The following is a 21,651-nucleotide window of genomic DNA, read 5'->3' as shown; positions in this document are numbered from 1 at the left end:
TTTCCGATATGTGATCCAGAATTCTGACGCGCGTAGACATGCCGAAAAGCCCGTTTCCGGTCATGGAAACGGGCTGCGAGGCAATCGGAGTGGGATCGGGTGGGTCCGGGCCGGCGGCGGCGCGGTCCTCAGTCGGCGAAGTCGCCCGCGTACGGGTCCGGCTCGCCGGTCTCCGGGTTGCGGCCCTCCTGCCAGCGCCGCTGGGCCTTGCGCCAGTGCACGAAGCTGAGGTGCCCGCCGTCCCAGAAGGTGATGCTGACGGGGCTCATGTCGAACTCGTCCGAGCACAGGCGGTAGAGGAATTCCGCCATGCCGTACGGGTACACCGCGAAGGAGTCGGCGGTGTGCCGCCCGACGACCAGCACCGGCCAGCGGTCCGGGTCCGGGTCGGTGGTGAGCCAGCACAGGATGTCGGAGCCGCCGGTCACCCCCCAGGCGATGATCGACTCCGGGTCCACGTCGAAGGCGGCCCGGCCGCCGTCCACGCCCCAGGCCTGGCGGGCGTTGCCCGTCTCCTCCGCCATCGCGGCGGGGTCCCACTGGAGCCCGGGCTTGGGCAGCGGAAGCAGGATGCTGGCCTCGCCGTTGATGGAACCCGCGCCGAAGCGGCCCATGAACGCGACGAAGTCGGCGGGGAAACGGGTGCCCCAGGCGGCCTCCGCCGCGCGCCAGTCGATGTCCTCGTCGGCGCCGTGCGTCGCCGGCATGATCTGCTCCAGCGCCTTGATCCGCGCGTTCTCCGTCATGCCGCTCCCCTGCCACCCCAGCTCAACCGCCCCAACCTACCGCCCGCGGCCCTCCGTGACCTAGAGGGTGTCTCGCCGCTCGGGCCGGATCTCCAGGCGGCTCCCCACGCGCAGGCCCCAGGCGGCCATCGCGCCGGCCTCGGACTCCAGGACGTGCCGGGAGCGCGGGCGCGGGAGGCCGAGGCGGCCGGGGGGCATGGTGACCACGGCGCGGACGCGCAGGTTCCGGTCCAGGTAGGCCACGTCGATGGGGAAGCGCATCCGGAAGGTGTGCACGCTGCCCGCCGGGGTCAGCAGCAGCGCCCCCTCGATCCCGTCCCGCCCGAGCAGCCCGCGGGTCCGGGCCCGGTACGAGGCGGCGATCTCGAGCCGGACCTCCACCGCCCCGACCCGGAGCGTGCCGTCGCCGTCCTGCCAGTTCGCCATGCGGGCCAGCGTAGATCGTGTCGTCAAAGTCCCGTCCGGCCGGCGGGGCCCTTCGGGCGGCCGGCGCTGCTTTGACGACACTCCCCGGGCGGCCGCACGTTGCCCGGCAGGGACGTCAAGCCGGCGCTCCCGTCCGGGGTCGCTCTTGGGTGGTACGGGCGGGGGGTATGGATCGCCCGGGGTGCCCGCGGGCTGCCGCCGTGGCCCCCGCACCGGCTTTCCCCAGTGCTGCGGGGCCCGGGGAGGCCGGAAGCGGGCCGCGGCCGGGCCCTTTGCGGCCGCCGAAACACTCACCTCAGTGCGGCGGGGTGACTTCGGAGCGTAATCATCGCGCGCCAATGCACGCATCACGCTTTACGAAGGGTTATGGTGGAACCCCCCCCTCGGGCCGGTCCGTATCCCCCCCACGGACCGGCCCGTTTTTTGTCTCCTGGCCTCTTGGCCGACCGACTCGCGAAAAGCGCAGGTCAGCCGCGCTGGGCCCAGATGTTGGCGCCGGGGGTGGACACGGCGAAGGAGTCGATCTCCTTCAGTTCCTGCTCCGACAGCGGAGCACCCGCCAGTGCGGCCACGTTTTCCTCGAGCTGCTTCACGCTCGACGCGCCGATCAGTGCCGAGGTCATCCGCTCGTCGCGGAGCACCCAGTTCAGCGCCAGCTGCGCCAGGCTCTGCCCGCGCCGCGCCGCGATGTCGTTCAGCCCGTTCAGGCGGCGGACCACCTCGTCCGAGAGCAGGTCCGGGTTCAGGGACTTGCCCTGGGTGGCCCGGGAGCCCTCCGGGATCCCCTTGAGGTACTTGCCCGTCAGCAGCCCCTGCGCGAGCGGCACGAAGGAGATGCAGCCCATGCCGGCCTCCTCCAGGGTGTCCAGCAGGCCGTCCTCCTCCGTCCAGCGGTTGATCATGGAGTACGAGGGCTGGTGGATCAGCGGCCGCACCCCCATCTCGCGCAGGATCCCGGCCGCCTCGGCCGTCTGCTCGGCGGTGTAGGAGGAGACGCCCACGTACAGCGCCTTGCCCTGTCGGACCGCGGACGCGAGCGCGCCCATGGTCTCCTCCAGCGGGGTGTCCGGGTCGAAGCGGTGCGAGTAGAAGATGTCGACGTAGTCCACGCCCATCCGCTTCAGCGAGGCGTCGAGCGAGCCGAGCAGGTACTTGCGGCTGCCCCACTCGCCGTACGGCCCGGGGTGCATCAGGTAGCCGGCCTTGGTGGACAGCACCAGCTCCTCGCGGTGGGACGCGAAGTCCTGCGCGAAGATCTTGCCGAAGTTGAGCTCGGCCGAGCCGGCGGGCGGTCCGTAGTTGTTGGCGAGGTCGAAGTGGGTGACGCCGAGGTCGAAGGCCCGGCGCAGGATCTCCCGCTGGGACTCCAGGGACTTGTCGTCACCGAAGTTGTGCCAGAGGCCGAGGGAGATGGCGGGGAGCTTGAGGCCGCTGCGGCCGGTGCGGCGGTACTCCATGGAGTCGTAGCGCGAGGGCTCTGCCCGATAGGGATTGGTATCAGTCACGATGTCCTCCCTATCACGGACTTGTGACAGACCGAGTTGGGTACCGGATCCCGCCGCGCAGTAATGTGGCGGACTCGGGGGAGGGACCGCAATTCGCACGGGGGCATTGCTCGGAGGGGCTGGAAGATCGTGAAGCTGCGCGACCTGGTGTACAAGCTCTACGCACGCCGGGTGGAAGGCCGCCTCGACCATGACGCGGCGCCCAAGCACATCGGCGTCATCCTGGACGGGAACAGGCGCTGGGCCAAAGCGTCCGGAGGTACGACGGAGCAGGGCCACCAGGCCGGGGCCGACAAGATCTCCGAGATGCTGGGCTGGTGCACCGAGACGGACGTCGAGGTCGTCACCCTGTGGATGCTCTCCACGGACAACCTCGACCGGCCCGAGGTCGAGCTCCGTCCCCTGCTCAACATCATCGAGAACACCGTGCGGGGCCTCGCCGCGGACGGTCGCTGGCGCGTGCACCACGTCGGCAACCTCGACATCCTCCCTGCCGGGACCCAGAACGTCCTGAAGGAGGCCGAGGAGGCCACCCACGGCGTCAACGGGATACTCGTCAACGTCGCCGTCGGCTACGGCGGCCGCCAGGAGATCGCCGACGCGGTCCGCTCGCTGCTCCTGGAGCACGCGGAGAAGGGCACCTCCTTCGAGGAGCTCGCCGAGATCCTCGACATCGACCACATCGCGGAGCACCTCTACACGCGCGGCCAGCCCGACCCGGACCTCGTGATCCGCACCAGCGGCGAGCAGCGCCTGTCCGGATTCATGCTGTGGCAGAGCGCGCACTCCGAGTACTACTTCTGCGAGGTCTTCTGGCCGGCCTTCCGCAAGGTCGACTTCCTGCGCGCCCTGCGCGACTACGCGGCCCGCCACCGGCGCTACGGGAGCTGACGTCCCGGTCTGACGCCCTTTCGGCGCTTATCACACCCTCTCGCTCCTCTCGTACCCCGGCGCGCCCTCCTCGCGAGGCCTTCACCAGGGATTCACCGAGCGTCCGTCATATGCCATGGCATGGCTGGACCCAATCGGGGAATATCCCTTGCAGGTCGACGCCCGATCCACGGGTGTCGAGTCTCAGCGGACGGCATGGGGTCGTCCGCCCGGGAGGCCCTTTGCACCAGGACGCACGTGCGGTTCGCACGGACGGAGTGGAGGGCCGGAAATCGGCCCTGGCATGGGTGCCGATGACCGGTCCGGTCTTCATGGCCCGACCTCTTCCGAGGGGGTACGTCCTTCCGTGGTGACCAGCACAAAGCGCCGCCTGCCCGACAGGCGGACCTACGTCCTCGACACCAGCGTCCTGCTGGCAGACCCCAATGCGATCTCCCGCTTCGACGAGCACGAGGTCGTGCTCCCGATCGTGGTGATCACCGAGCTGGAGGCAAAGAGGCACCACCCCGAACTCGGCTACTTCGCACGGCAGGCCCTGCGCCTGCTCGACGACTTCCGGGTCCGGTACGGACGCCTCGACGCCCCCATCCCGTTGGGCGATCTGGGCGGCACCCTGCGTGTCGAGCTCAACCACTCCGACCCGGGCGTTCTGCCCGCCGGCTTCCGATTGGGGGACAACGACTCGCGGATCCTCGCGGTCGCCCGCAATCTCCAGGCCGAGGGCTTCGACGTCACGGTCGTCTCGAAGGATCTCCCACTGCGCATCAAGGCCTCCTCCGTGGGGCTGATCGCCGAGGAGTACCGCGCCGAGCTGGCGATCACCGATGCCGGCTGGACCGGCATGAGCGAGCTCGCCCTCTCCGGGGAGCAGGTGGACCTGCTCTTCTCGGAGGAGCGCCTGTACGTTCCGGAGGTCGCGGACCTGCCCGTGCACACGGGGCTGGTCCTGCAGTCCGAGCGCGGCAAGGCGCTGGGCCGGGTCACCGCCGACGGCAACGTGAAGCTCGTACGGGGCGACCGCGAGGCCTTCGGGCTGCACGGGCGCAGCGCCGAGCAGCGCATCGCGCTCGACCTGCTGCTCGACCCCGAGATCGGGATCCTCTCGATGGGCGGCCGGGCCGGTACCGGCAAGTCGGCGCTGGCCCTCTGCGCGGGCCTGGAGGCGGTGCTGGAGCGGAGGCAGCATCAGAAGGTGATGGTCTTCCGGCCGCTGTACGCGGTGGGCGGACAGGAGCTCGGCTACCTGCCCGGGGACCAGTCGGAGAAGATGAGCCCCTGGGCGCAGGCGGTCTTCGACACCCTCTCGGCGGTCGCCGGGCGCGAGGTCATCGAGGAGGTGCTGAACCGCGGGATGCTGGAGGTCCTGCCGCTCACGCACATCCGGGGCCGTTCGCTGCACGACGCCTTCGTGATCGTGGACGAGGCGCAGTCGTTGGAGCGCAATGTGCTGTTGACCGTTCTGTCCCGGATCGGGGCCAACTCGCGGGTCGTCCTGACCCACGATGTGGCCCAGCGGGACAACCTGCGGGTCGGCCGGTACGACGGAGTCGTGGCCGTGGTCGAGAAGCTGAAGGGGCATCCGCTCTTCGCGCACGTCACGCTGACGCGTTCCGAGCGCTCCCCGATCGCCGCGCTGGTCACCGAGATGCTGGAGACCCTGTAGGGCCCAAAACACCCATAACGGGAAGGCGAGTTGACGCCGCCCGGCAAAGGCCCAGGAGCCTAGCCGGGCGGCGTCGCGCTGCACAGGGTTTTGGTGAAAACAACGGCGCCGCGGCAGGTGTGACCTTTCACACGCAACAGAGAATTGCCCCGCGGCGTCGCGGTCCGGCAGAGTCTGTTTTCCGTCAGGCCCCGCATACGGCACACCTGTACCTACGTAGGTACCGCAGCACCACAACTCCACAGTCGTTCGCCGTATGCCGCCCGGAGCATCACGCGGCACTCCCGCAAGGGAGTTGCCCACGGGCCCGAGCCTCCAGTGACCGCAGAACCATGGAGGCCAGTGTCAAGGGGCACTCTTGCGCCGCGCGGTCACTGCGGACGCTGCTGGAAGGACACCGTGTGAGCCGGATCTCGGTCCGGGGATTCGCAGTGGCTTCGGCCACGGCGGTCACCACCGTTGGCGCAGTCGTGGGCGTTGCCACTGGCGACCCCGCCTCGAACGATCTCGAGACGACCGCGTCCGGGACGACTCTCCTCACTGACATCCCGGTCGGCGACCAGGCCCAGGTCCAGAACGCGTCCCTGACGCAGCAGGCCGACGCCATCGCCCACGCCGCCGACGTCGACGCCAAGCGCTCGGCCGAGGAGGCGGCCCGTATCCAGGCCGCCCAGGACGCCAAGTCGAAGAAGGCCGAGGCCCAGAAGGCGGCCGACGACAAGGCGAAGAAGGAGCGTGACGAGAAGGAGCAGGCCGCGAGCCGCTCCGCCTCCCGCGACGGCTCCGACTTCGAGGTCCAGGGCTCGTACACGGTCGCCCAGGTCAAGGCCATCGCCCAGCAGATGGTCCCGGCGGGGCAGTTCCAGTGCTTCTCCAACATCATCAACCAGGAATCCACCTGGAACTACAAGGCCGTGAACTCGTCCTCGGGCGCCTACGGTCTCGTCCAGGCGCTGCCCGGTTCGAAGATGGCCTCGGCCGGCGCCGACTGGCGCACCAACCCCGCCACCCAGATCGAGTGGGGTCTGAACTACATGAACGGGCGCTACGGCAGCCCGTGCGGAGCCTGGAGCTTCCACCAGGCCAACGGCTGGTACTGACCGGTCGCCGCCACCGCTCAACCTCCAGGAGCCCCGCACCGTCCTACGGTGCGGGGCTCCTCGCGTGTACGGTCTTTGGAGGTGTGTCCACGGGCGGGGGGAAAGGGATCGTGATGGCGAAGAGGTCAGGCTGGCTCGGCCGGCTCGGGAGCAGGCTGAGCCGTATGGAGGCCCGCCTCGACGAACGGCGTGCGGAGGTCGAGGCCGGGGCCTCCGGGGACCTGGACCCGCCGCGTCCGCCCGGGGCCGTACCGCCCGGGCCCGTACCGGCCGCCCCCGCGGCGGCCCCGGCCGCACAGGCGGCGCCGCCCGCCGAGCACGCCTTCGTCCCCGGGCGGCCCGATCCGGTGAGCGTGGTCCCGTGGGGCCTGCGGGTCGCGGCCGAGGCCAGCTGGCGGCTGCTGCTGCTCGCCGGGATGCTCTGGGTGCTGATGAAGATGATCAGCGAAGTCCGCCTGGTCGTCCTCGCCTTCGCGGCCGCCATGCTCGTCACCGCCCTGCTCCAGCCCTTCGTGGTCCGGCTGCGCAGGCTCGGCCTGCCGCGCGGGCTCGCCACCGCGGTCACCGCGATCCTCGGGTTCGTGGTCATCGGGCTGGTCGGCTGGTTCGTGGTCTGGCAGGTCATGGAGAACCTCGACGACCTCTCCGACCGCGTCCGCGACGGCATCAACGAGCTCAAACTCTGGGCACTGGACAGTCCGTTCCACGTGACCGAGAAGCAGATCAACGACATCGCGAAGAACCTCAGCGAGACCATCGGCACCAACACCGAGCAGATCACCTCCGCCGGCCTGCAAGGCGTGACGGTCCTCGTCGAAGTGCTGACGGGCATCCTGCTCGCGATGTTCTCCACGCTCTTCCTGCTCTACGACGGCAAGCGCATCTGGACCTGGGTGCTCGGCCTGGTCCCGGCGGCGGCCCGGCCCGGAGTCGCCGGCGCCGGACCGCGCGCCTGGCGCACCCTGACGGCGTACGTGCGCGGCACGGTCCTCGTCGCGCTCATCGACGCGATCTTCATCGGACTCGGCCTGTACTTCCTGGACGTGACGATGGCGGTGCCGCTCGCCGTCTTCATCTTCCTGTTCGCCTTCATCCCGCTCGTCGGCGCCGTGGTCTCCGGCGCCCTCGCGGTGGTCGTGGCCCTGGTGACCCAGGGGCCGTTCACCGCGCTGATGGTGCTGCTCGTGGTCCTGGCCGTGCAGCAGATCGAGGGGCACGTGCTCCAGCCCTTCATCCTGGGCCGGGCCGTACGGGTCCACCCGCTCGCGGTGGTGCTCTCGGTCGCGGCCGGCGGCATGATCGCGGGCATCGGCGGAGCGGTGGTGGCCGTCCCGCTGGTCGCCGTCACCAACACGGTGGTGGTCTACCTGAGGGCGTACTCGCGCGAGCGGGCGCACCACGGGGCCGCAGAGGTGGGACCCGCGCCGCACGGCGCGACCGCCGTCGGCTCCGCCGTGAGGGAGGCCGGCCATGATCGGCGAGCCTGAGCTGGCGGAGGACTGGCCCGAGGGCGGCCCGGCCGGGGCGGCCCGGCCCGGCCCGGCGGGTGGGGCCGGTGAGGCCGGTGAGGCGGCCGTACGGGGGCCTGTCCGGCCCTGGTTAGGGGCCCTGGGCGGGGCGGTGCTGGCGTCCGCGGTGTGGGCGGGCGCGTGGGTTGTGCAGGATCGTTTCGCCGATGCCGGGCCGCCGATCGCGTACCGGCACTCCCAGGACCTGTGCGGGTCGACACTGCTGAAGGCGCTCGGCACAGTGGTCGGGACCCTCGACGAGAGGACGTCCCGGCACGCCGAGAGCCGCGCCCTGGACTGGGCGACCTGCGACGCGAGTACCAAGTGGGACGGGAACGGGCTCGCCTACTTCGGCCGGATGGAGGTCGAGCTGCACAAGAAGACCGATCCCGGGGCGGAGTTCGGGACCGGACTCGAGGTCGATCCGTGGATCGGCCCGGAGGTGAACGAGGTGCAGCAGGTCTCCGGGCTCGGCGAGCGTGCGCTGCTCCACGGATACATGTCGGCGTCCAAGCTCCAGGTGCTCGACGGCGGCACGGTCCTCACGCTCACCGTCCAATGGCACGGGGGCGGCGGGGAGAGCGGGGACCGCGGGAAGAGCGAGGCCGACCAGGACGGGGTGTCGGCGGCAATGATCGAGGACGCGCGGGCGCTGATGGACGCGCTCAAGAAGAAGTGAACGCAAAGGGCCCCGCAGCCGGGAACGGCCGCGGGGCCCTTTACGTCGTACGGGTGACTACTCGGCGGCCAGGGCCGCTTCCGCGTCGAGGGTGACGGCGACGGCCTGGATCACCGAGGCGATCTTGAAGGCCTCCTGGACCGTCTCGCGGTCCACGCCGGCCTTGCGCAGGACCTGCTCGTGCGAGTCCAGGCACTGGCCGCAGCCGTTGATCGCGGAGACGGCGAGCGACCACAGCTCGAAGTCGACCTTCTCCACGCCCGGGTTGCCGATGACGTTCATCCGCAGACCCGCCCGCAGGGTGCCGTACTCCGGGTCGGACAGGAGGTGGCGGGTGCGGTAGAAGACGTTGTTCATCGCCATGATCGCGGCAGCGGACTTGGCGGCGGTGTACGCCTCGGGGGAGAGGTTCGCCTTCGCCTCCGGCTCCAGCTCACGCAGGACGCGCGGGGAGCGGGCGGCGATCGCGCAGGACAGGACCGTGCCCCACAGCTGCTGCTGCGAGAGGGTGTCCTGGTTGCCGATGACCGAACCGAGGTTCAGCTTCAGGTCCTTGGCGAAGTCCGGTATGGCCGACTTCAGGGTGTCGAGGGACATCCGGTCACTCACCGGCCAGCAGCGCGCCGGCGTCGAGGGTGCCCTCGCCCTTGGTCCAGTTGCAGGGGCACAGCTCGTCGGTCTGCAGGGCGTCGAGGACCCGCAGGACCTCCTTGGGGTTACGGCCCACGGATCCGGCGGTCACCATCGTGAACTGGATCTCGTTGTTCTGGTCGACGATGAAGACGGCGCGCTGGGCGAAGCCGTCCTCGCCCTGCACGCCACAGGCCTGCATGAGCTCGTGCTTGGAGTCGGCCAGCATCGGGAAGGGCAGGTCACGCAGGTCGGCGTGGTCCTTGCGCCAGGCGTGGTGGACGAACTCGGAGTCGCCGGAGACGCCGAGGATCTGCGTGTCGCGGTCCTGGAACTCCTCGTCCAGCTTGCCGAAGGCGGCGATCTCGGTCGGGCAGACGAAGGTGAAGTCCTTCGGCCAGAAGAACACCACGCGCCACTTGCCCTCATAGGACTTGTGGTCGATCTGGGCGAACTCGCTGCCGGCTTCGAGCGAGACGCAGGCGGTCAGATCATAGGTGGGGAACTTGTCGCCGACAGTGAGCACGTGCTCTCCTTGCGGAATGGAAACTGACCTTTTTGAGGGGTTTCCGAGGGGTTGGACTGATCTCACATGCTGACACAGCTGCATTGATTACAGAAATAGATACTCTTGTGTCAGGTGATCGGAGGTACCTATCAGTGGCTGTCGGTAACAGGGGAACGAAGCAGGCGACGCTCGCGCAACTGCGCGCCTTCGCCGCCGTCGCCGAGCACCTGCACTTCCGGGACGCGGCCGCCGCGATCGGGATGAGCCAGCCGGCGCTGTCCGGCGCCGTCTCCGCGCTGGAGGAGGCCCTCGGCGTGCAGCTGCTGGAGCGCACCACCCGCAAGGTGCTGCTCTCCCCGGCGGGCGAGCGGATCGCGGCCCGCGCCCGGGTGGTGCTCGACGCGATGGGCGGGCTGCTGGAGGAGGCCGAGGCGGTACGGGCCCCCTTCACCGGGGTCCTGCGGCTCGGGGTGATCCCGACCGTGGCCCCGTACCTGCTGCCGACCGTGCTCGGGCTCTTCCACCGGCGCTACCCGCGCATGGACCTCCAGGTGCACGAGGAGCAGACGTCCTCGCTGCTGGAGGGGCTGGCCGCGGGGCGGCTCGACCTGCTGCTGCTCGCGGTGCCGCTCGGGGTCCCCGGGGTCACCGAACTGCCGCTCTTCGACGAGGACTTCGTACTCCTCGCACCCCGGGACCACCCCCTCGCCGGGTGCAAGGACATTCCGCGCGAGGAACTGCGCGGCCTGCAGCTGCTGTTGCTCGACGAGGGCCACTGCCTGCGCGACCAGGCCCTCGACATCTGCCGCGACGCCGGGCGTACGACCGGCGCGGACGTCACCACGACCGCCGCAGGGCTGTCCACCCTCGTACAACTGGTCGCCGGGGGGCTGGGGGTGACGCTGTTGCCGCGGACCGCGCTGCGGCTGGAGACCGCCCGCAACGAATACCTGTCCACCGGGTACTTCGCCGAGCCCGCGCCCTCGCGGCGGATCGCGCTGGCCATGCGTACGGGGACGGCCCGGCAGGAGGAGTTCCGGGCCGTGGCGGGCGCCCTGCGCGAGGCGGTGCGCCCCCTGCCGGTGTGGCCCACCGACTGACGGGCGGGGGCGGGGGCGGGGGGCACACCGGGCCACACCGGGCGCGGGTCACTCCGTACGCAGCCCGTCCGGGCGCATCAGCCGCACCAGCGGCGGCAGGCTGAGCAGGGTCACCAGGACGACCACGCCCGCGCCGGCGCCCGCCAGGGCCAGTACCGAACCCCAGTCGACGGTGACGGGCACCCCGGTCATGCGCAGCAGCACCGACCCGAGGGTCAGGCCCACCGCGCCCGCCAGCACCATGGCCACCGCGATCGGCAGGGCCGTCTGCCACAGGACCGACAGGGCCAGGGTGGTGCGCGGGGTGCCGAAGGCGACCAGGGCCGACAGCAGCCGGCGGCGCTCGCGCAGCTGCTCCAGCTGGCCGACCAGCAGGCTCACGCCGATCAGGACGAGCACCAGGGTCGCGCCGAAGAACAGGCCGCTGCGGATCGCACCGTACTGGGCGTCCTGCCGGGTCACGGAGAGCGTGGCCACGAGGGACGACGGATCCGCCCGGTAGGCCGCGCCCCGCGCGTACTCGATGGCGTCCGGCACGTCCGGGCTCAGTTGCACGAACACGTTCTGGTACGCGTCCTTGGTGATCACCTGCGCCGCGGCGGAGGGAGTGGCCAGCAGGCCGGTGCGCAGGTGGCCGACCGGGTCCACGCGGCTGGGCACGGTGCGGGCCTGCGCCGGAACGGTCCATTCCACAGGGGCCGACTGGAAGTCGAAGCCGTGGACCCCGCCGACGAGGAGCCTCTCGCCGGGCCGGGCCGTGGGTTCGGGCATCCCCTTGCCGGCGCTCGGGGAGCCGGCCAGCACGAAGGCGTCGCCGTCCGCGCAGGACTCCAGGTGCGCGACCTCCCGCAGGGCCTCGCAGGTGCCGACGGTGAGGTGGATGGTGTCCTCGGGCGAGGCGGGCACCTTGGCGGCCGCGTCGAAGTCGGTCAGGGCGACGGCCCTGGTGACCCCGCGGGCCTGCGCCAGCTGCCTGCCCAGCTCCTCGAACTCGCCGGTGCCGCTCGACGCGTGGTGGTACACCGCCAGCGAGGCCCGCTGAGGGTATGGGGTGACCTCCTCCGTGAGGGAGGTCTCGGTGGCCGCGAAGAGCATCTGCAGGGCGATGGCGCCCGCCACCGCGACCGTGATCCCGTTGACCAGCCGGGCGGCGGTGCCACTGCCGACCTGCAGCCGGCGTACCGCGAGCCGCCAGGACACCGGACCACCCGACATCAGACCGGCCGTACGCTCCAGCAGCCAGGGCAGCAGGGCCGTGACGCCGACGAGCAGCAGGACGACGCCCGCGCTGACCTGGACCTGGTTGAACTCGGCGCGATCGTCGACCCGGCCGATCGGCGCGAGCAGGGCGAGTCCGGCCACCGGCGGCAGCAGCCGCCACCAGAACCGGCGCCCCACCGGCTTGGCCGTGCGGACCACGCCCAGCGGTTCGATGAGCACACCGCGCAGGGTGAGCAGGGTGACGGCCACGGCGGCGACCAGTACGGCGACCGCGACGAGGGCGGCCAGCCACCAGGTCGGGTTGAGGTCGGCGGGAAAGACGCTGCGCCTGGACAGGGCGACGCTGCCGACCAGTTGACGGGAGGCCAGGAAGAAGACCGTACCCAGGCCCAGCCCGATCAGGGCCCCGGCCAGCGCCTCGCCCGCCGCGATCCGGCGGACCGTCCGGCCGTCGGCGCCGACCAGGCGCAGGGCGGCGAGCCGGCGGTCGCGGCGGTCGCCGCCGAAGCGGACGGCGGCCGCGATGAACACGCAGACCGGCATGAGTAGGGCGACGAAGGTGAGGACGACCAACAGCGACAGCACGGGGTCGAGCTCGTCGGGCTCGGCATCGGTCCCGAAGGCGTTGGACCGGCGGACGCCGTTTTCGTCGTCGCCGGGCGGCTTTTGGAGTTGGGGGTTGCCCGCGTAGAAGTAGAGCTCGCCCGGCCCGGTCAGGCCCGCGTCGCCGATCAGTTCGGTGACCTCGCCCCGGAAGCGCTCGCGCAGCAGCGCGCCCTCGTCGGACTTCAGCAGCTTCTCCAGAGCGGGGGAGAGCGCCAGTTGGCCCGCGCCGGGGATCTTCGTCAGTCCGGGCGGCACGGGTGCGTCGGCGCCCTCGGCCTTGATGAGGTAGCCGTCGAGGAGCTTGCCGCGGTACTCCTGGTACGCCCTGGACATCAGCAGGGTGTCGGGGCCCGGGCGGTCGAGGGGGCCGCGCAGGCCTGGCGCGCTGCGCGCGTCGTCGCGGTCGGTGCGGGCGGTCAGCGCGCTCGGCAGGGCGGTGGTGACGAGCAGCAGGGCGACGCCCAGGCCGACGCCGACACCGGTGAACAGGGTGCGGATCCAGCTCTCGCGGCCGCCCGCGAAGGCGAAGCGGAAGCCCATGGCGAGGTCGCGGCACCAGGTCCGGACGATCTGCGTCAGTTCCATGTCGCGTGTTCCACGTCGCGGGCCTTGCCGTCGCGTACGAGGATCTCGCGGTCGGAGTACGCCGCCACGCGCGTCTCGTGCGTGACGAGCACGACGGCGGCGCTCGCGGCGCGGGCCGTCTCGGTCAGCAGCCGCATCACCAGCTCGCCGTTGAGGGAGTCCAGGGCGCCGGTGGGCTCGTCCGCGAAGACGATCCGGGGCCGGGTCACGAGCGCGCGGGCGATGGCCACGCGCTGGCCCTGGCCGCCGGAGACCTCGCCGGGGCGCCGGCCGCCGACGTGCTCCACCTCCAGTTGGGTCATCCACTCCAGGGCGGCCGCCTCGGCCTGCTTGCGCTTCATGCCGTTCAGCCGGAGCGGGAGGGAGACGTTCTCCAGGCAGGTCAGTTCCGGTACGAGCTGGCCGAACTGGAAGACGAAGCCGAACTCGCTGCGGCGCAGGGCGCTGCGCCGGGCATCGCTCATGCCCACCAGCTCGCGGCCCGCGTACGTGACGGATCCGGAGTCGGGCGGCACGATCCCGGCGAGGCAGTGCAGCAGGGTCGACTTGCCGGAGCCGGAGGGGCCCATGACGGCGACGATCTCGCCGGGGTGGATGGAGAAGTCGACGCGGTCGAGCGCCTGGGTCATCCCGTACGCCTTGGACAGGTCCTGTGCGGCGAGCAGGGTGCCGGGTGGGATCCTCATCGGCTTATCTCCCGGGCGAGCTGTTCGAGACGGGCGGCGGTGAGTTCCAGCCAGCGCAGGTCGGCCTCCAGATGGAACAGGGCGTGGTCGCAGATGAGCTGGTCCGCGAGGTCGCCCTTGCGCTTGCGCGAGGTCAGGGTGCGCATGAGGCGCAGGTGCTCGGAGCGCTGGGCGTCCAGCAGCTCCTGGGCGCTGCGGCCGGTGAGCAGCGCGAGGACGACCTTGGTGTAGAGCGTCGAGTGGAGGTACGGCTCGGGCTTTTCGGGGGAGGCGAGCCAGGCCGCGACGTCGGTGACGCCGGCGTCGGTGATGGCGTAACGCTTGCGCTCGGGACCGGCGCCGCTCTCCGTCCCGTCGACCTCGACGAGGCCGTTCTTCAGGAGGCGGGACATGGTCGAGTAGACCTGTCCGTAGGCGAGTGGGCGATCGTGGCCGAATTTCTCGTCGAAGGTGCGCTTGAGGTCGTAACCGTGCCGCGGGCCGGCCTCAAGGAGCGCGAGGAGCGTGTGACCGATGGACATGGCAGCGACTATACATACAGTGTATACACCCGGTGTAGAGGGGGAGTTGGGGCCATTCGTAGGGACTCGGGCCCTGTGGGCGGCAGCTCGGCGCGGGGGCCCGGGGCGGCTGGCAGGTTGAGGGAGTCGGCCCAGCTTTCCGAAAGGCGCGCCATGCAAGCACCCCCCTCCGACGTCGCCGCCACCCTCCCCCCGCAGCAGTCCGGCCCGGCCGGGCGGAAGGACCCGGAGTCCGGCGGGCGCGGGCATCCAGCGAAGGCCTGGTGGATCTGGGCCCTGGCGGGGGCGCTGTTCCTCGCCTACGCGCTCTTGTCCGTCGGGATCCACGACCGCCTGCTCTCCCACAGCTTCGACCTGGGGATCTTCGTGCAGGTCGTGAGCTCGTACGCCGACGGGCACCTGCCCGTCTCCGAGATCAAGGGGCCCGGCTTCCCGGTCCTGGGGGACCACTTCTCACCGGTCCTGGCGCTGGTGGCGCCCCTGTACTGGCTGTGGCCCTCGGTGAAGGTGCTGCTCGTCGTGCAGGCCGCGCTCGTCGCCGCGAGCGTGCCGCCGCTCGCCTTCTGGGCCCGCCGGACGCTGGGCTCCCCGGCCGCTGTCGTGATCAGCGCCTGCTACGGCCTTTCGTGGGGCATCGCGAGCGCGGTCGGCTTCGACTTCCACGAATGGGCCTTCGCCGTCCCCCTCCTCACCTGCTCCCTGGCGGCCCTCGGCAGTGGCCGGATGCGCGCGGCCGCGTGCTGGGCGCTCCCCCTCGTGCTGGTCAAGGAGGACCTCGGCCTCACGGTGGCCGTGGTCGGCCTGGTCATCGCGTGGCGCGGCGGACGCGAAGCGCGCCGGCTGGGGTTCGCCACCGCCGCGGCCGGCCTGGCCGCCGCCGCGCTGTCCGTACTGGTGTTGGTGCCCGCCTTCCATCCGGGCGGGCTCCACGGCTATTTCGCCTCCCACAACCCCGGAGGCGTGGGGCAGGGCGGGCCGGGGGGCGGCGCCCTGGAGCTCCTCCACCAGGTGACACTCGGGCTCATCACCCCACAGGAGAAGGTCACGACGCTGCTGCTCGTGCTGGCCCCGACGCTGTTCCTGGCGCTGCGCTCGCCGCTCGCGCTCATCGCGCTGCCGACGCTGCTGTGGCGCTTCGGATCCAGCTACGCGCCGCACTGGGGCACGGGCTACCACTACTCGATGCTGGTCATGCCGGTGGTCTTCATGGCGTTCGTCGACGCTCTGCACCGGCGGGGTGCGAGCGGGCGCAGCCTGTACCGCTACCTGGCGGGCTGCGCGGCGGTCACCCTTCTGCTGCTCCCGCACTACCCCTTGTGGCAGCTGGTCCAGCCGGCGAACTGGCGGACGGATCCCAGGCTCGCGGTGGCCGAGGGCATGATGGCCGAGATCCCCGACGGCGCCACCGTGCAGGCGTCGGACGGCCTGGTGCCGCACCTCGCGGACCGCACCAGCGTCAGCCTGTACGGGTGGGCGGACAGCCGTCCCGATCCTGCGTGGATCATGGTCGACACCTGGGTGGCACCGCAGTACCGGTGGCCGCTGTCGTCCATCGCCGAGCAGATCGCGCTGGCCGAGGCCCGTGCCAAGGGATACCGCACGGCGGCCCAGCGGGACGGCTTCGTCCTGCTGAACCGCGGGTCCTGAGGCAGTCAGGAATCCGGCGAGGCGCGGGGGCGGCCGCGGGGCGGGATCGGGCCGGCCCCGCCGGGGAGCCGGCCGGCCTCGGCCAGGGCCCTCCGGAGCAGGAACTCGATCTGCGCGTTGGCGCTGCGCAGCTCCTCGCCCGCCCAGCGCGCGAGCGCGTCGTGCACCTGCGGGTCGAGCCGCAGGAGCACCTGCTTGCGTGCCTGCCGCTTCGCCCCGGGGGCCGAGGCGGCATCGTCCTGGGCCGGACTCACTGGTAGAGGGTGCCCGTGTTCACGACCGGCTGGGCCGCGCGATCGCCGCACAGCACCACCATCAGGTTGGAGACCATTGCTGCCTTCCGCTCCGGGTCCAGGTCCACGATTTCCTGCTCGGCCAGACGGGTCAGGGCCAGTTCGACCATGCCCACCGCGCCCTCGACGATCTGCTTGCGGGCCGCCACGACCGCACCGGCCTGCTGGCGCTGGAGCATCGCGGAAGCGATCTCCGGAGCGTACGCGAGATGCGTGAAGCGGGACTCGATGATCTGCACACCGGCCGCCTCGACGCGGGCGTGCAGCTCGACGGCCAGCTTCTCGGTGATCTCCTCGGCGTTCCCGCGCAGCGACAGGCCGCCCTCGTCGTGGGCGTCGTAGGGGTACTCGATCGCGATGTGGCGGACCGCCGCCTCGGTCTGGGTCTCGACGAACTCGGTGAAGTCGTCCACCTCGAAGACCGCTCGCGCGGTGTCCTTGACCCGCCACACCACGACCGCGGCCAGCTCGATCGGGTTGCCGTAGGCGTCGTTGACCTTCATGACGGGGGTCTCGTGGTTGCGGACCCGGGTGGAGATCTTCTCCCGCGAGGTCAGGGGGTTGACCCAGCGCAGCCCGTCGGTGCGCAGCGTCCCCCGGTAGCGGCCGAAGAGCTGGACCACGCGGGCCTCGCCGGGGGCCACCGTGTTCAGTCCGCTCATCGCCGTGATGGCGGCGAGGATCAGCAGGACGCCCCCGAATATCAGGGAGGTCTTGACGGCGGCGGCCGTGGCCGCGGCGCCGAAGGCGATCAGGCCGGCACCGGCCGTCAGGCCCGCCAGTCCGAGGAGCAGCGCCAGTCCGCCGCCCACGCTGCGCGCCGCGAACTCCCGTACGCCCGCGCCGGTCTGTGCGTCGGCCCCCGCCTCGGACACCGTCACCGTTGCCGTGCTTGTCATCGTCTGCCCCGTTTCGCTTCGTGACGGCCGGTCGGACCGTCTAGCAAAGTGATATCACTTTTTTGGGCCGCCGCAACCCTTTCGGCTTTGCGTGCGTCGGTTCCATTGATGTGGGTGCTGATTCTCACGTCCGAATTGCCCGTTATTGGGCAGGGTTAGTCAACCTTTGTCACAGCCTGCGGTGTTAGCTTTCTGAGCTGACGTCGGGGGGGTAATCGAGCGGAGCGGGAGCGATGGGCCGAGCAGAAGCGCGAAGGGCGCAGCAGCAGCGCGGTGCGCGGCGGGCGCCGCGCGAGCGCGCCAAGGGCAAGGGCAGCGCGGGCAAGCCGACCGGCATACGCCGCTTCTTCACCTGGAAGAAGATCCTCGGCACGTTCCTCGGGATGATCCTGCTCGGCATGGGCGCACTGGTGGCCCTCTACTTCTACGTGGACGAACCCGACCCCAACGCCGACGCGCTCAAGCAGAGCAACGTCTACAAGTACGCCGACGGCACGATCATGACCCGCGACACCGGTCAGGGCACGCTCAACCGGCAGATCGTACCGATCGACAAGATCCCGATGGACGTGCAGACGGCCTTCATCGCGATCGAGAACAAGTCCTTCCGCAAGGACAGCGGAATCGACCTCAAGGGCATCGCCCGGGGCCTGTGGAACACCGCCAGCGGCCGGGGCAAGGCGGGTGGTTCGACGATCACCCAGCAGTACGTCAAGAACTTCTACCTGACCCAGGACCAGACGCCCACGCGCAAGCTCAAGGAACTGGTGATCTCCCTCAAGGTCGACCAGCGCATGCGGAAGCCCGAGATCCTCGCGGGCTACCTGAACACCAACTTCTACGGGCGCGGTGCCTACGGCATCCAGGCCGCGGCCCAGGCGTACTACGGCGTGGACGCCGAGAAGCTCACCCTGGAACAGGGCGCCTACCTCGCGGCCGTCCTGCAGGCCCCCAGCCAGTACGACTGGGCGACCGCCGGCCCGAACGGCAAGAAGCTGGTCATGGTCCGCTTCAACGCCGTGCTCGACAACATGGTCGAGATGGGCGAGCTGGACGCGGCCAAGCGCAAGGAGATGCACTTCCAGGAGCCGATCAAGCCCAAGGCGGCTCCCGGCATGGAGGGCCAGAAGGGCTACCTGGTCCAGGCCGCCGACGAGGAGCTCAAGCGGCAGACCGGCATGAACGACGCCCAGCTCAAGGCCGGTGGCTGGGAGATCACCCTCAACATCGACCCGAAGAAGCAGGCCGCGCTGGAGAAGGCGGTCCAGGACGAGCTGGAGTCCAAGCTCGACCGCAAGGGCCGCGCCGTCGACGGCGGCGTCCAGGCGGGCGCCACCTCCGTGGACCCGAAGACCGGCGCGGTCGTGGCGATGTACGGCGGCACCGGCCTGTCCGACCAGTGGTCCAGCAACGCCCTGCGCACCGACTACCAGCCGGGCTCGACCTTCAAGCCGATCGTGCTCGCCTCCGCCCTGGAGAACAAGGCCACCACCCAGGACGGCAAGCCGATCACCCCGAACACGCTGTACGACGGCACCAGCAAGCGCAAAGTGGTCGGCAGCAAGGTGCCCTTCGCACCCCAGAACCAGGACGACCAGAACTACGGCGACCCGATGATGACGGTCCAGTCCGCCACCAACTCCTCGGTGAACTCGGTCTACGCCCAGATGATCGTGGACACCAAGCCGCAGAACGTGAAGACGACCGGTCTCGCCCTGGGCATGAAGGACCGGCCCGGCTGGCCCGAGGACCAGCCGGCCATGGCGCTGGGCACCATGAGCGCCAACACCCTGGAGATGGCGGGGGTCTACGCCACCCTCGACAGCCACGGCAAGAAGGTCACCCCGACCGTCATCAAGTCCGCCGTGCACAAGGACCGGGAGTACAAGCCGGTCCACTCCGTCGGCGACCAGGCCATCAGCCGCGAGACCGCCGACACCGTCACCAAGGTCCTCACCGGGGTCGTCGACAACGGTTCGGGCAAGGCGGTGAAGAGCTCCGCGTACGAGGCGGCCGGCAAGACCGGTACCACCGAGAAGAACGTCGCCGCCTGGTTCACCGGGTACACGCCGGAACTGGTCACCGTCGTCGCCATGTTCGGCACCGACCCGGCCACGCACGAGCAGGTCAGTCTGACCGGTACCGCGGGCGGCGGCCGCGCGGGCGGCTCCAGCTTCCCCGCCGCCATCTGGAAGGAGTACACCCTCGCCGCGCTCAAGGGCGAGGACACCGGTTCCTTCGACCTGGACGCGGCGGACATGGGGCCGACCCAGACGCCTTCGCGTGTCAACTCCCCGTCGAACACGGTGAGTCAGACCCCCATCCTGCCGACGAACACCCCGCAGCAGCACAGCCCGGACCCCGTCAGGAGCTCGACGAAGAGCCCGGACACGACAACGAAGAGCCCGGACCCGACGAAGACCCCGACGAAGGGTCCGACCAAGACGCCGGAACCGCCGGTCACCCCGCCGATCCTGGTGCCCGAGCCGTAGGCACCCAGGTACGCAGTGGACCCGTACGCCGCCGCCCCGCAGCCTTCACGCTGCGGGGCGGCGGCGTACGTTCACGCTCGGCGGCCTACGTCAGTGCCGCTCGGTCGCCCCCGGCAGCTGGAGCTCGAACCAGACCACCTTGCCGCTGCTCAGCCGGGTGGCACCCCAGCGGCGGGCCATCCGGTTGACCAGGAACAGGCCGCGGCCGCCCTCGTCGGTGTCGCGGGCCCGGCGCTGGCGGGGCAGCTGCGGGGAGTCGTCGCCGACCTCGCAGCGCAGTACGTCCGTACGCAGCAGGCGCAGGGTCACCGGCCGCTCGGCGTACCGCACGGCATTGGTGACCACCTCGCTGACCAGCAGCTCCAGGGAGTCCTGGAGCTCCTCCAGGCCCCACCGGGTCAGGGCGCGCCGGGCGAAGCGGCGGGCCCGGCCCGGCGCGGTCTCCTCCGGGTCCAGGAACCAGTACGCGACGTCACTGGGCGCGATCCCGTCGAAGCGGGCGGCGAGCAGCGCGATGTCGTCGTCCCGGTCGCCCGGGCCGAGCATGTCCAGCACGTCGTCGCACAGGGCCTCCAGCGGCGGCGGGTGGTCCAGGCCGGTCAGCTGGGCGGTGGTGGCCAGGCGCTCGCGGAGCTGCTCGATGCCGGTCCACACGTCCCGCAGCCGGGACTCCACCAGTCCGTCGGTGTACAGCAGCAGGGTTGCCCCGGCGGGCGCGTCCAGTTCCACGGCCTCGAAGTCCACGCCGCCGACGCCGATGGGCGCGCCGGGCGGTACGCGCAGCACCTCGGCGCGGCCGCCCAGGTGCAGCAGCACCGGCGGCGGGTGGCCGGCGTTGGCGATGGTGATCCGGTGCGAGACCGGGTCGTAGACCGCGTAGAGGCAGGTCGCCATCCGGTCGGAGCCCAGGCGCTGAGCCTGCTCGTCCAAGTGGTGCAGGACCTCGGCGGGCGGCAGGTCGAGCTGGGCCAGGGTCTGCGCGGTGGTGCGCAGCTGGCCCATGATCGCGGCGGAGGTCATGGAGTGGCCCATGACGTCGCCCACGACGAGCGCGACCCGGCTGCCGGGCAGCGGTATCGCGTCGTACCAGTCTCCGCCGACCCGGGCCGTCTCGGCGGCCGGCAGGTAGCGCGAGGCCAGCCGCACGCCGGTGGGCTGCGGGAGGCTGTCGGGGAGCATGGTCCGCTGGAGCTCGTCGGCGATGTACGCCTCGCGGCCGTACAGCACCGCCTTGTCGATGCCCAGCGCGGTGTGGGTGGCCAGTTGGGCGGCGACCAACAGGTCGTTCTGCTCGAAGGCGGGCCGGTCCGGGGTGCGCAGGAACACCGCCGCGCCGATCACGCGCCGGCGGCCGCGCAGCGGCGCCAGGATGGCCCGCTGGCCACGAGGTACGGGGTGCTCCGCCCCCAGCAGCTCCGGCAGCGCGGCCCGGGCGGCGGCGGAGGACCCGAAGACGGGCCGTACGCCGCGCAGCACCTCGGCGAGCGCCCCGCCGGGGCGGATCTCGCACAGCTCGGCGGCCGGCAGGTCACCCTGCGGACCGACCAGCGGCAACTGGCTGAAGTCGAGCTCGCCGCCCGAGGCGACGGCCACACCGGTGGCGGCGGCCGAGTCGGCGCCGGCCATGGTGCCGGTCACGCTGCCCGTGAGGTCGTCGATCGGACGGAGCCGGTCGGTGCGCCGCAGCCTTAAAACGACCGGGCCGACGGGACGCTCGTCCCCGACCGGGAGCGGGTCGCGCAGGTAGACCAGGATGGCGTCCGAGAAGGTGGGCACGGTGGCCCGGCACAGGCCGAGCACGATCTCGTCGAGGTCGATGCCGCGCGCGATCCGGCGGGTGGCGGCGCCGACGAAGCGCAGCCGGTCGCCCTCGCGGCGCGCGGCCGTGGCCTCCCCGGTCGCGCCGCCCGGTATCGCGCTGCCGCCGAGACGGCCCGCGCCGCCC

The 21,651-nt window shown here is 71.1% G+C and carries 19 protein-coding genes; 8 read left to right on the top strand and 11 right to left on the bottom strand.

Annotated elements, in window-relative coordinates; genetic code table 11:
* Positions 1-128 precede the first annotated feature (128 nt).
* The 3 genes from ACFWBF_RS15750 to mgrA all read right to left on the bottom strand — a co-directional run bounded on the left by ACFWBF_RS15750 (position 129) and on the right by mgrA (position 2,677).
* Positions 129-746, bottom strand: a complete 618-nt coding sequence (locus ACFWBF_RS15750) for an SMI1/KNR4 family protein (protein ID WP_385601114.1) — start codon at positions 744-746, stop codon at positions 129-131.
* Positions 747-806: 60 nt separating this feature from the next.
* Complete coding sequence (locus ACFWBF_RS15745) at positions 807-1,172, bottom strand: DUF192 domain-containing protein (RefSeq protein ID WP_385601111.1); 366 nt, start codon at positions 1,170-1,172, stop codon at positions 807-809.
* Positions 1,173-1,639: 467 nt separating this feature from the next.
* Positions 1,640-2,677, bottom strand: coding sequence for an L-glyceraldehyde 3-phosphate reductase (mgrA, locus tag ACFWBF_RS15740; RefSeq protein WP_385601108.1), 1,038 nt, complete (start codon positions 2,675-2,677; stop codon positions 1,640-1,642).
* A gap of 129 nt (positions 2,678-2,806) precedes the next feature.
* On the opposite strand from mgrA, the gene ACFWBF_RS15735 reads away from it, so the two are divergent.
* From ACFWBF_RS15735 to ACFWBF_RS15715, 5 genes are all read left to right on the top strand, one after another.
* The gene (locus ACFWBF_RS15735; RefSeq protein WP_385601106.1) at positions 2,807-3,568 is read left to right on the top strand and encodes an isoprenyl transferase; all 762 of its coding nucleotides are present in this window, start codon (positions 2,807-2,809) and stop codon (positions 3,566-3,568) included.
* A 346-nt stretch (positions 3,569-3,914) separates the two neighbouring features.
* The gene (locus ACFWBF_RS15730; RefSeq protein ID WP_385601103.1) at positions 3,915-5,231 is read left to right on the top strand and encodes a PhoH family protein; all 1,317 of its coding nucleotides are present in this window, start codon (positions 3,915-3,917) and stop codon (positions 5,229-5,231) included.
* Positions 5,232-5,614: 383 nt separating this feature from the next.
* Complete coding sequence (locus ACFWBF_RS15725) at positions 5,615-6,331, top strand: transglycosylase SLT domain-containing protein (protein ID WP_385601324.1); 717 nt, start codon at positions 5,615-5,617, stop codon at positions 6,329-6,331.
* A gap of 113 nt (positions 6,332-6,444) precedes the next feature.
* Positions 6,445-7,818, top strand: a complete 1,374-nt coding sequence (locus ACFWBF_RS15720; protein WP_385601100.1) for an AI-2E family transporter — start codon at positions 6,445-6,447, stop codon at positions 7,816-7,818.
* The gene (locus tag ACFWBF_RS15715) at positions 7,802-8,518 is read left to right on the top strand and encodes a hypothetical protein (RefSeq protein WP_385601097.1); all 717 of its coding nucleotides are present in this window, start codon (positions 7,802-7,804) and stop codon (positions 8,516-8,518) included. The genes ACFWBF_RS15720 and ACFWBF_RS15715 overlap by 17 nt, the downstream gene beginning before the upstream one ends.
* 57 nt (positions 8,519-8,575) lie before the next feature.
* Here ACFWBF_RS15715 and ACFWBF_RS15710 read toward each other — a convergent pair whose 3' ends face one another.
* Both ACFWBF_RS15710 and ACFWBF_RS15705 read right to left on the bottom strand, forming a co-directional pair.
* The gene (locus tag ACFWBF_RS15710; protein ID WP_385225131.1) at positions 8,576-9,115 is read right to left on the bottom strand and encodes an alkyl hydroperoxide reductase; all 540 of its coding nucleotides are present in this window, start codon (positions 9,113-9,115) and stop codon (positions 8,576-8,578) included.
* A 4-nt stretch (positions 9,116-9,119) separates the two neighbouring features.
* Entirely contained in the window at positions 9,120-9,674 is a 555-nt protein-coding gene (locus ACFWBF_RS15705) for a peroxiredoxin (RefSeq protein ID WP_385601095.1), read from the bottom strand.
* A gap of 134 nt (positions 9,675-9,808) precedes the next feature.
* Here ACFWBF_RS15705 and ACFWBF_RS15700 point away from each other — a divergent pair, with 134 nt between their 5' ends.
* Entirely contained in the window at positions 9,809-10,756 is a 948-nt protein-coding gene (locus tag ACFWBF_RS15700) for a hydrogen peroxide-inducible genes activator (RefSeq protein ID WP_385601093.1), read from the top strand.
* A 48-nt stretch (positions 10,757-10,804) separates the two neighbouring features.
* Here ACFWBF_RS15700 and ACFWBF_RS15695 read toward each other — a convergent pair whose 3' ends face one another.
* The 3 genes from ACFWBF_RS15695 to ACFWBF_RS15685 are packed head-to-tail and all read right to left on the bottom strand — an operon-like array spanning position 10,805 to position 14,375.
* Positions 10,805-13,168: an ABC transporter permease gene (locus ACFWBF_RS15695; protein WP_385601090.1), complete on the bottom strand. Its 2,364-nt coding sequence runs from the start codon at positions 13,166-13,168 to the stop codon at positions 10,805-10,807.
* Complete coding sequence (locus tag ACFWBF_RS15690) at positions 13,159-13,854, bottom strand: ABC transporter ATP-binding protein (RefSeq protein ID WP_385601088.1); 696 nt, start codon at positions 13,852-13,854, stop codon at positions 13,159-13,161. Before ACFWBF_RS15690 ends, ACFWBF_RS15695 begins: the two co-directional genes overlap by 10 nt.
* On the bottom strand, positions 13,851-14,375 hold the full coding sequence (locus tag ACFWBF_RS15685; RefSeq protein WP_385601086.1) for a PadR family transcriptional regulator: 525 nt from the start codon (positions 14,373-14,375) through the stop codon (positions 13,851-13,853). The genes ACFWBF_RS15690 and ACFWBF_RS15685 overlap by 4 nt, the downstream gene beginning before the upstream one ends.
* A 153-nt stretch (positions 14,376-14,528) precedes the next feature.
* On the opposite strand from ACFWBF_RS15685, the gene ACFWBF_RS15680 reads away from it, so the two are divergent.
* A complete protein-coding gene (locus tag ACFWBF_RS15680; RefSeq protein ID WP_385601083.1) occupies positions 14,529-16,022 on the top strand; it encodes a DUF2079 domain-containing protein in 1,494 nt (497 codons plus the stop codon).
* Between the two features lie 5 nt (positions 16,023-16,027).
* On the opposite strand, the gene ACFWBF_RS15675 is transcribed toward ACFWBF_RS15680, so the two are convergent.
* The gene (locus ACFWBF_RS15675; protein ID WP_385225115.1) at positions 16,028-16,276 is read right to left on the bottom strand and encodes a hypothetical protein; all 249 of its coding nucleotides are present in this window, start codon (positions 16,274-16,276) and stop codon (positions 16,028-16,030) included.
* On the bottom strand, positions 16,273-17,214 hold the full coding sequence (locus ACFWBF_RS15670; RefSeq protein WP_385601080.1) for an SPFH domain-containing protein: 942 nt from the start codon (positions 17,212-17,214) through the stop codon (positions 16,273-16,275). Before ACFWBF_RS15670 ends, ACFWBF_RS15675 begins: the two co-directional genes overlap by 4 nt.
* A 233-nt stretch (positions 17,215-17,447) precedes the next feature.
* Here ACFWBF_RS15670 and ACFWBF_RS15665 point away from each other — a divergent pair, with 233 nt between their 5' ends.
* Entirely contained in the window at positions 17,448-19,706 is a 2,259-nt protein-coding gene (locus tag ACFWBF_RS15665; RefSeq protein ID WP_385601077.1) for a transglycosylase domain-containing protein, read from the top strand.
* A gap of 90 nt (positions 19,707-19,796) precedes the next feature.
* On the opposite strand, the gene ACFWBF_RS15660 is transcribed toward ACFWBF_RS15665, so the two are convergent.
* The coding region (locus ACFWBF_RS15660; protein ID WP_385601073.1) for a SpoIIE family protein phosphatase at positions 19,797-21,651 on the bottom strand (1,855 nt) is incomplete at its 5' end.

The sequence above is a fragment of the Streptomyces sp. NPDC060028 genome, from assembly GCF_042736725.1.
Taxonomy (GTDB): Bacteria; Actinomycetota; Actinomycetes; order Streptomycetales; family Streptomycetaceae; genus Streptomyces.
This window is presented reverse-complemented; position numbering and strand designations above follow the sequence as displayed.